This window comes from Chitinophaga sp. (assembly GCF_035564935.1).
In the GTDB taxonomy this organism is placed as follows: domain Bacteria; phylum Bacteroidota; class Bacteroidia; order Chitinophagales; family Chitinophagaceae; genus Chitinophaga.
Genome location: NZ_DATMTE010000496.1, coordinates 1 through 9,068, shown reverse-complemented (window position 1 = coordinate 9,068; position 9,068 = coordinate 1). Strand labels below are relative to the sequence as shown.

Sequence of the window (9,068 nt, the reverse complement as noted above, 5' to 3'; positions counted from 1 at the left end):
AAAGCAGGCAGCCACAAAACCTCTCCCCCGTGAGCTTATAGTTATTTTATTGTAGCTTGCACATGGGAACAAATTATGCCATCTGATTGTCTGCCGGGGATACATACAACGAAAAAGAGCTTCTGCTGCTTGTTGCTGCAGGAGACAAACCGGCCTTCTCCCACGCATATAAACTCACTTATCAACGACTTTACTATTTTGCCAGGCGCTTTGTTGACGAGGAAACAGCCCGGGATATTGTAGCGGAAACATATGCCAGGCTGTTGAAGCAACCCAGGACCTTTGATACTATACCCCATATGGCGGCGTACCTTACCAGCATGACCCGTAACGCCTGCATTGATCTTCTCAGGCGGGAAAACAGGGATAAAACTTTGCAGGAGGAATTACATTATCTCTCTGATCCAGCCTGGGAACCGGCTATCCGGGAGCAGGACGAGGTCCGGATCGCCCTTTATAAATTGGTGCTTGATGAAATTGAAAAACTGCCCCCGCTTGCAAGATCCATTTTTAAGCTCAGCTACCTTGAGGGAAAATCCAATGCCGAGATCTGCGATATCCTCCGGATTAAAGATAAAACGGTACGCAACAAAAAGGCGGAAGCCATGAAGGCCCTCCGCATTGGGCTGGGCCGTTTTTACCTGCTGCTGGGTATTTTGAAAATTTTTCCCGGGTTTTAGGGGACAAATACTGCTTTTCTCAGTATATATAGTCATGGAGAATAAATTTGACCATGAACGCATTGCTGCGCTGATGTTTAAGTCGCTCAACAAAACACTGTCCCCGGAAGAGGAACAGCTGCTGGAGGAATGGAAAAACCTTCAGCCGGAGAATCGTGCATTGTTTAATGAACTCACGGAGCCGGAGCGGCTTCGTTATGAACTGCAACAACTGGCAGCAGTAGAAGCAGCCATCGAAAAGCAACTGGGATGGGAAAAAGAAGATATTCCCACAGGCAGGGTGAGGAAAATGTACATGAAGTGGAGTTGGGCTGCAGCTGTAATGCTGCTGTTATTGTTGTCGGCCGGTGCATATATGTGGATAAAACCTGCCGGGCTACCGCCGGAGGAAGTAATACGCCCGGGAATCAGCAAGGCGGTATTAACGCTGGCCAATGGATCAACGATTACACTGGACAGTACCGGTAACCGCGTAATTATGCAAGGCGTAGCTTCCATACACCAACAGGGAGGACAACTTACTTACGAAATAAAAGAAAGCGGGACTGATGCAGGATTCAACAGGCTTAGCACGCCGCGGGGCGGGCAATTTAAGCTGCAGCTGCCGGATGGAAGTATCGCCTGGCTGAATGCAGCTTCGTCTATCCGGTACCCCGTTGCCTTTTCCGGAAAGGAACGGCGTGTTGAAGTAACCGGTGAGGTATACCTGGATATTGCTCCACATGCAGAGATGCCTTTTAAAGTAATGGTGAATAAGGATGTGGAGATAAATGTGCTGGGTACGCAGTTCAATATCAATGCTTATCCTGACCAGCCTTTTGTGAGCACCACACTGCTCAGGGGCCGGGTGAGCGTGTCCCTGAAAGGGCAACAGGCACAGCTTCTGCCGGGTGAGCAGGCAATAACGGGTGCGGGTATACGGGTAGAAAAAAATGTAGATACCGATAAAATAATGGCCTGGAAAAATGGTATGTTCAACTTCGAGGATGTAAGTCTCCGGGAGGCAATGAGCGAAATAGAACGATGGTATGATGTAACCGTAATTTACGAAAACGGAGTGCCTGATATCCCCTTCTCGGGAAAAATCAGCCGTGATAACAGCCTGAATGACCTGGTAAAAGTACTGGCCGGAACAGAACTTAAATTCCGCCTGGAGGGCCGTAAACTGATTATTATGAAATGAAGAACAGCTTCGCTGTAAACAGCAAACCGGAAGTGCGGCTAACACTTCCGGCGATGTTCAGCTGATCTGAAGCGACACGGATATATCCCTTTTTAATCAACCAAACCAATGCAATTTATGCAAAAAACTGCGTATTGTTTCGGTGCAGGAATCTTTATGCCTAAACGCAGTCCTGCCCGGTATTCAACCATTATCAAAATTCTTGTGGTCATGAAAATGACTTTCCTGATTATTATTACCATACTTTGCCAGGCGTACGCGTCGGTTGTGGCGCAGCCGGTCACTTTTTCGGGGAAAGCGGTTGCCCTGAAAAAGGTGTTCACAGCAGTGGAGCAGCAAACCGGTTACGCGGTATTTTACAGTAACAAATCGATATTGAAAGATGCCCGCCCCGTTTCCGTAACGGCCATCAATCAGCCGCTCACAGCGTTCCTGGATATGATACTGAAGAACCAGGCGATTACGTATAAGATCACCGGTAAAACGATTGTTCTTTCCGAACGGGTAGTAACTCCTGTCCCCCCGCCGGTTCCCGATCCGGCGCCTGTTGTGCTCCCTCCGCCGCTGAAGGGCAAAGTGGTGGATTCTGCCGGCGCTCCGCTGAATGGGATCAATGTGAGGATCAAAGGCAGGAAAACGGGTACAATTACCGACGCCAAAGGAGAGTTCTCCATTGATATTATTTCTGCAGCAGACATTCTTATATTTTCTTCTGTTGGTTTTGAAACACTGGAGATGACCGCCGGGGATCTGGCTGCCGGTGCTATGGTTACACTTAAACAGCGTAACAACGGCCTGAAAGAAATAGTGGTCAGCAAAGGTTACTACAGCACCACTCAACGGCTGAACACCGGTAACGTAAGCAAAGTAACCGCCGCCATCATTGAGAAGCAACCTGTAAGTAACCCGCTTGCTGCACTAACGGGGCGGGTGGCCGGCCTGGATATCACGCAGCAAAGTGGTCTTCCCGGTACAGGTTTTACTATTCGCCTGCGTGGATTGAACAGCGTGCGGCCGGAAGCCAATTCACCGCTCATTATTGTAGACGGTTCTGCATATCCTCCCGGCGATTTCAGCGCCGTTGGCAATATGTCGCCGATTGGCTACGTGGATATCAGTCCGCTGAACAGCCTGAACCCGAATGATATTGAGAGTATTGAAGTACTGAAAGATGCGGATGCCACCTCTATTTATGGCAGCCGGGGCGCCAATGGAGTGCTGTTGATCACCACTAAAAAAGGCCGTGCCGGCAAAACAATGCTGGACATTAACGTTTCTTCCGGCTTCGCCAATATGACACGCAAACAACCATTGCTTAACCGGCGGCAGTATCTTGATATGCGCTACGAAGCTATCCGCAACGACGGGCAAACGATTGCCACTGCTCCCCCCAGCACCGTGTATGACCTGTTGAAGTGGGATACCACGCGCAGTACCGACTGGCAGGAGGTGCTCCTGGGGAACACCGCCCGTTACGACCGCGCGCAGGTATCCCTTTCAGGTGGCAATGCCAATACTTCTTTCGGGTTCAACGGAAGCTACTCAAAGGAAACTACCATCATGCCGGTTGATCTGGCTGATGTGAAATACAGTGGCCGGTTAAGTGTAAACCATACTTCTACCAATAAAAAATTCATCGCGCAATTTGGCATTACCTATGGCGTTGACAATAATAAACTACCGGGTTGGACCATCGCTAGTTTTGCATTAACGCTCCCTCCCATAGCGCCTCCGCTATATGATTCCGCAGGTAAACTAAACTGGGGCCCTGCTGATGCTGCCTACCAGAACCCGTTGGGAAGATTGCAGGAAATTTATAACGGTAAACTGAGCAGTCTTATCAGCAATGCCACGCTTAGCTATGAACTGGTGAAAGGATTACGCCTCAAAACCAACCTCGGATACAACGTGGTGCAGAATACCACTTCATCGCGCCGGGGCCAGGATTTTTTCAACCCTTCTGAATGGGTGTCCAGGGGGCAATACCTGCGTCAAACGATGGATATGAACCTGACCAGTACCACCTGGAATGTGGAACCGCAGGTTGATTGGGAACATCGCATTGGCCCGGGTAACATGAACGTGATTGTGGGTACAACCTTTCAGCAAACGCAAACCAACGGTACCTTTCTTACCGTGCAGGGTTATGCAGATGATGGACTGATGGGTAATCCGGCATTCGGCACCATCCGTGAGCCTTCTGCCCAAAAAACAAACTACCTGTATACAGCAGTATTTGGCAGGATCAACTACAACCTCCATGATAAATACCTGCTGAACCTTACTGCCCGCCGTGATGGATCGAGTCGCTTTGCACCGGGTAACCGCTTTGGTAATTTCGGGGCAATAGGCGCTGCCTGGGTGTTCTCAGACGAAGAAGTAATAAAAAACCTGCTGCCCATACTCAGCTATGGTAAACTGAGAGGCAGCTATGGTACTACCGGGAATGATGTGATACCGGAATATGGTTATATGTCGCTGTATACCGCCTCCAGCACTAACTTTGCGGGGGCTATTGGTCTCACCCCTTCCGGGTTGGCAAACAGCAAATACAGCTGGGAAACAACCAGGAAAGCAGAAATAGCCCTGGAGCTGGGTTTGTTAAAAGACCGAGTCTATTTCTCCGCCAGCTATTATAACAATAATTCCTCCAACCAGCTGGTTAATTATCCACTGCCGGCTTTTGTGGGCTTCACGGGCGTACAGGTTAACCTGCCTGCCGTGGTACGCAACACAGGTATAGAACTGGAACTCAACACTACCAATATCCAGCGGAAAAATTTCAGGTGGAATACTTCTTTCAATATTGCGTTTCCGCGTAACACGCTGGTACGCTATGATAACCTGGAAGGATCATCATATGCCAACAGCTACATTGTGGGCAAACCACTGAGCATTCAAAAAACATATGACTTTGTAAGAGTAGATCCTCAAACGGGATTGTATGTATGGCACACTGCAGGCGGGAAAGATACCAGCAATGCCACCGCATTATCTGTAACCGACCTCACGGTACCGGTAAATGTAGCGAAGGAATACTTTGGTGGTATCAACAACAGCTTTTCCTATAAAGGGTTCCAGCTGGATATCTTCTTCAACTTCTCCAAACAAACAGGTCCTTTCGCTTATTTCCCTGCCAATACCATGCGGGGTGGTATTGCCAACATGCCGCTGGATCTTTATGAGCGCCGCTGGACACAACCCGGCGATATTGCCAACTTCCCTAAACTATTTAACAACTCCTCCGCCTCTCCTACAGCCAATACCTATGTAGGGGCCGCCTATAACGAAAGCTACTATACTACTATATCGTTCATCCGTTTGAAAAATGTGTCACTCTCCTATTCGTTACCGGCAAAGCTGATGCAACGCTGGAAGTGGCAGGGAGCGCGGATATATACACAGGCACAGAACCTGTTTACCATCACCTCCTACAAAGGATGGGATCCGGAAAATGTTTCCGGCAATATTCCCTTACTGCGTGTAATTACAGGCGGCATTCAGATCACCTTATAAAACAAGTATATGTTAAAATATATCACCGCATTTCTCTTACTCATTGCTGCTGCATCCTGCAAGAAGTTTGTAGAATTAACACCCCCGGATACATCGCTGGAAGCTGAAAAAGTATACCAGTCCGATATTTCGGCTACATCTGCCGTAAGCGCTATTTTGGGTGAACTGGGTAGTTACGGCGCCTTTTCCCAGGGATTCGGAGGTATCAGCATCGTTTGCGGTCTTACATCAGATGAGCTGAACACAGTATCGCTCCAGCCTCCTTACCAGCAGATATTCACCAATACGCTTTTGCCCGATAACACCATCACCGGCGATATCTGGACCAGGGCCTACAAACATATTTACGCGGCGAACGCCATCATAGAAGGCGCTACCAGATCCTCCGCCCTGTCTGATAAAGCCAGGAACCAGGTATTGGGAGAAGCATATTTCCTGCGTGCCTTCATGTACTTTCAGCTCATGAACCTGTATGGCGACCTGCCGTTACTCACCGGAACAGATTACCAGCAAAACCTGGTGGCCAGCCGCCAGCCGGTAAGCAAGGTGTTGCAACAGATGGCAGATGATCTTAAACAGGCACAATCAATGCTCACCGCATCGTATGCCAACAATAATAACCTGACCACTACCGCCAGGGTACGGCCAAACAAATGGGCCGCCGCTGCGCTGCTGGCAAGGGTATATCTTTATCAGCGCGACTGGCAGCATGCAGAAGAGCAGGCTACTGCAGTGATTTCCCGGAGTGATACTTATGTACTTGACCCTAACCTGAACAATGTATTCAAACCTTCTTCCCCTGAAGCGATCTGGCATTTGCCGCCGGGAGTAAGCAACTCCGCACAGAATACTTATACAGGAGATGGCTACAGCTTCTCCGTGGCTTATCTGAAAAGCTTTGGTGTGGGTCCGCAGTCCTTCGCGTTTGACCTGAGCAACTACCTGAACAACGACCTGGTGGCGCTTTTTGAGCCCGGAGATAAGAGAAGGGCCAGCTGGATAGATTCACTTTCCGAAGGCGGTAAAAAATACTATATGCCTTATAAATACAAAAATGGCGCTGATGGCGGCGGCACACTGGAATACCTGATGGTACTGCGGCTTGCAGAACAATATCTGATCAGAGCGGAAGCCCGCCTGAAACAAAACAACCTTACAGCCGCGCGGCAGGATATTGACGCATTGCGCACCCGGGCAGGCTTAAACGCCACAACGGCTGCTACACAAACGCAAATAATGGCGGCTATCGAAAAAGAAAGAAGGCTGGAACTGTTCCTTGAATGGGGGCAGCGCTGGATGGATCTTAAACGCTGGCCCGGCATTACTAATCCCGGTGTTTCAAGAGCTGAAGAAGTGATGGCGGTTGTTACACCCCAAAAAGGAGGCGTGTGGAACAAAAACTGGCTGAAGTTCCCCATACCGGTAAACGAAGTGAGGAACGGACCCAATATGGCGCAGAATGAAGGATATACGCAATGATGATATTATTTCCTGAAAACAATTGCCAATTTTAAGAACCAACCGGAAAAAGGAGCCTGCATCGTCAGGCTCCTTTTCTATCAGGTTTCCGGTGTTTTTTTTAATTAATGTTACCCTACAAAATACTGTATCGCCCTTTTTGCAAATTTTGAAAACACCGTATTCTCATCACCTCCATCTGCAAAAGAAAGATACAGTTCCCCAAGACATTTGCCATAGTCCGCCGTACCGTGTTCTTCTGATCTACCGGTGAATTTCATGATCACTTTATAGTGCCGTGCAATTAATGCCTGCACTCCCCTGCTGCCGGGATCCTTATCCTTACTGGCCAGTAGCTGCTTTGTAACGGTATCCAGCTCTTCTCTCATAGCATTCACTTCTTTTTTACTGAGGTTACGCAGTATATCTTCGCCTTTTAATACCCGTTCCTCTCCCCAGCTGCTGATGGCTTTTTCCCTCTGCCCTGTAACTGTTTCAGGTGATAATCCTTCATATAGTTCTTCTACCTTTAACATAGTTCTGTTTTTTAAGTGATATAAAGTTTTGTCGATTGTATCGATCAGGGTGGTGATCCGTTCACGTTTTGCCTGCAGCGCTGTTCTATGGGTTTCCAGGGCCTGTGTAAGGTCGAACGCGGGATCGTCCAGTATATCCGCTATCTCCTTTAGTGGAATATCCAGTTCCCTGTAAAAGAGGATCTGCTGCAGCCGTAACAACTCCTTTTCACCGTAAAGCCGGTACCGGGCTTCAGTCCGGGTAAAGGGTGTCAGCAGCCCCATTTTATCATACAGGTGTAAGGTGCGCACACTTACACCTGCCAGTTTTGCCAGCTTTTTTACAGCATAATATTCCATGACCGATACTTTCAGCTACAAATATATCCTATGACGCAGGGTGAGAGTCAAGACTTTTTTTTATCAGTGCGGAGAAACGGGGCCATACTAACCATTCCACTTCTTTAACCCGCTGATAGTAAGTCCCATATCGGCAAGCCGGTGACCGAGGTTGGATAAAATATAGTCCTGCTCCGTTGGAAATCTCTCTAAAACTTTTTTATACGCAGGTAACAATCGCTTATCATTTACGCCGGACAGCGCCTGCAAAGCGGCATGTACTACATAATTGGCAGAATCATCCAAACCATTGATAAAAACGTCCAGGTAATCTTTCTTGTTTTTCAACTTACCTAAAGTATAAAAAGCGGTTATACGGATCTGTTCATTTCCATTGGTTGTAGCAGGGATTATCAAATATGCGTAATCAGCTTTCATTTCTACCAGCAGGTAAGTACAAAACCTGAATGTTTCATCATCATTGATATGGGGTAATTTTTCGGTAATGACTCCTTGCCATTCAGCGCTTTTATCTTTTGCATACCACCACACAAACTGCACAACCGCCAGCAGGTTTTCCTGGCTGTAAGCTAACAGGTGGGGCTTTGCCAACGGATAACTGAACCTGGCAAGCACCTGTAGCCACTCCCTTTTGTACGCGGTTTCCGCATGCAGATATTCTTTTTCCAATACTGTTACCGTCCCGCGATCAATATGCCGTTTCGTTAATATACCACGGATGCACTGATGTTTGGTTAACTGATCTGTGGCTGCATGGTATTTATCCAACAATGCGGTTACGCTACCGCCCATGGTATAGCCAAACCAGGAGGGGCCATCGGTTGACAGTTCTTCCGAAATAATTTCATCCAGCCAGCGCTCATACCAATCCAGGAAGTTATCTTCAAAAGTGAATTGCGGTTGCTGCCTGTCTATATCCAGGTTTACCACCTTCCCTGCATGCTCGCCGTTTAATACCAGCCCATGTATGTAACTGCATCCCTGCGATCCAATGGGCAAAATACCCGCGTAAATGTTTCCTAGGGCGGCTTCATATGCTTCATCCGAAATATCATCTTCCTCCGTTTCCTTTATGAGATGTTGCCATTCCTCTGCTGTTAGGCCGGGATAGATCTTTACGGGTTCACTTAAATATTTTGCAGGATCGGCAGTAAGTTCGTCCACACAGCCGCCCAGCGGATAAATACCATAGAACGGCCCGGCTGCCGCACCCGCTTGCGATTCCCCTCCATTGCCCAGCTGCAGCAGGAATGCCTTGTAACTTCCGGGCAATAAAACATTGTACTGTGTTTCAAAATCCGAAAGCGCGGCTGGCGTCAATGGTTTGTGAAGGATGTATTTATGGGTGCTGGCGCC

The 9,068-nt window shown here is 48.2% G+C and carries 6 protein-coding genes; 4 read left to right on the top strand and 2 right to left on the bottom strand.

Annotation, left to right across the window (positions count from 1 at the left end):
• Nucleotides 1-86 precede the first annotated feature (86 nt).
• The 4 genes from VN105_RS12715 to VN105_RS12700 all read left to right on the top strand — a co-directional run bounded on the left by VN105_RS12715 (nt 87) and on the right by VN105_RS12700 (nt 6,858).
• Nucleotides 87-680, top strand: a complete 594-nt coding sequence (locus tag VN105_RS12715; protein WP_325641407.1) for an RNA polymerase sigma factor — start codon at nt 87-89, stop codon at nt 678-680.
• A 34-nt stretch (nt 681-714) separates the two neighbouring features.
• Nucleotides 715-1,863, top strand: coding sequence for a FecR family protein (locus VN105_RS12710; RefSeq protein ID WP_325641405.1), 1,149 nt, complete (start codon nt 715-717; stop codon nt 1,861-1,863).
• A 210-nt stretch (nt 1,864-2,073) separates the two neighbouring features.
• Nucleotides 2,074-5,379 (top strand): SusC/RagA family TonB-linked outer membrane protein, encoded by a 3,306-nt coding sequence (locus VN105_RS12705; RefSeq protein WP_325641403.1) that lies wholly within the window; start codon nt 2,074-2,076, stop codon nt 5,377-5,379.
• Between the two features lie 9 nt (nt 5,380-5,388).
• A complete protein-coding gene (locus tag VN105_RS12700) occupies nt 5,389-6,858 on the top strand; it encodes a RagB/SusD family nutrient uptake outer membrane protein (RefSeq protein ID WP_325641401.1) in 1,470 nt (489 codons plus the stop codon).
• A 110-nt stretch (nt 6,859-6,968) separates the two neighbouring features.
• Here VN105_RS12700 and VN105_RS12695 read toward each other — a convergent pair whose 3' ends face one another.
• Both VN105_RS12695 and VN105_RS12690 read right to left on the bottom strand, forming a co-directional pair.
• Nucleotides 6,969-7,712, bottom strand: coding sequence for a MerR family transcriptional regulator (locus tag VN105_RS12695; RefSeq protein ID WP_325641399.1), 744 nt, complete (start codon nt 7,710-7,712; stop codon nt 6,969-6,971).
• Nucleotides 7,713-7,799: 87 nt separating this feature from the next.
• Nucleotides 7,800-9,068: SMI1/KNR4 family protein (locus tag VN105_RS12690; protein WP_325641397.1), on the bottom strand; the 1,269-nt coding region annotated here is incomplete at its 5' end.

Coding starts and splice junctions, on each gene's coding strand:
- VN105_RS12710 (WP_325641405.1), top strand. CDS start 715: ATGGAGAATAAATTTGACCATGAACGCATTGCTGCGCTGATGTTTAAG.
- VN105_RS12705 (WP_325641403.1), top strand. CDS start 2,074: ATGAAAATGACTTTCCTGATTATTATTACCATACTTTGCCAGGCGTAC.
- VN105_RS12700 (WP_325641401.1), top strand. CDS start 5,389: ATGTTAAAATATATCACCGCATTTCTCTTACTCATTGCTGCTGCATCC.
- VN105_RS12695 (WP_325641399.1), bottom strand. CDS start 7,712: ATGGAATATTATGCTGTAAAAAAGCTGGCAAAACTGGCAGGTGTAAGT.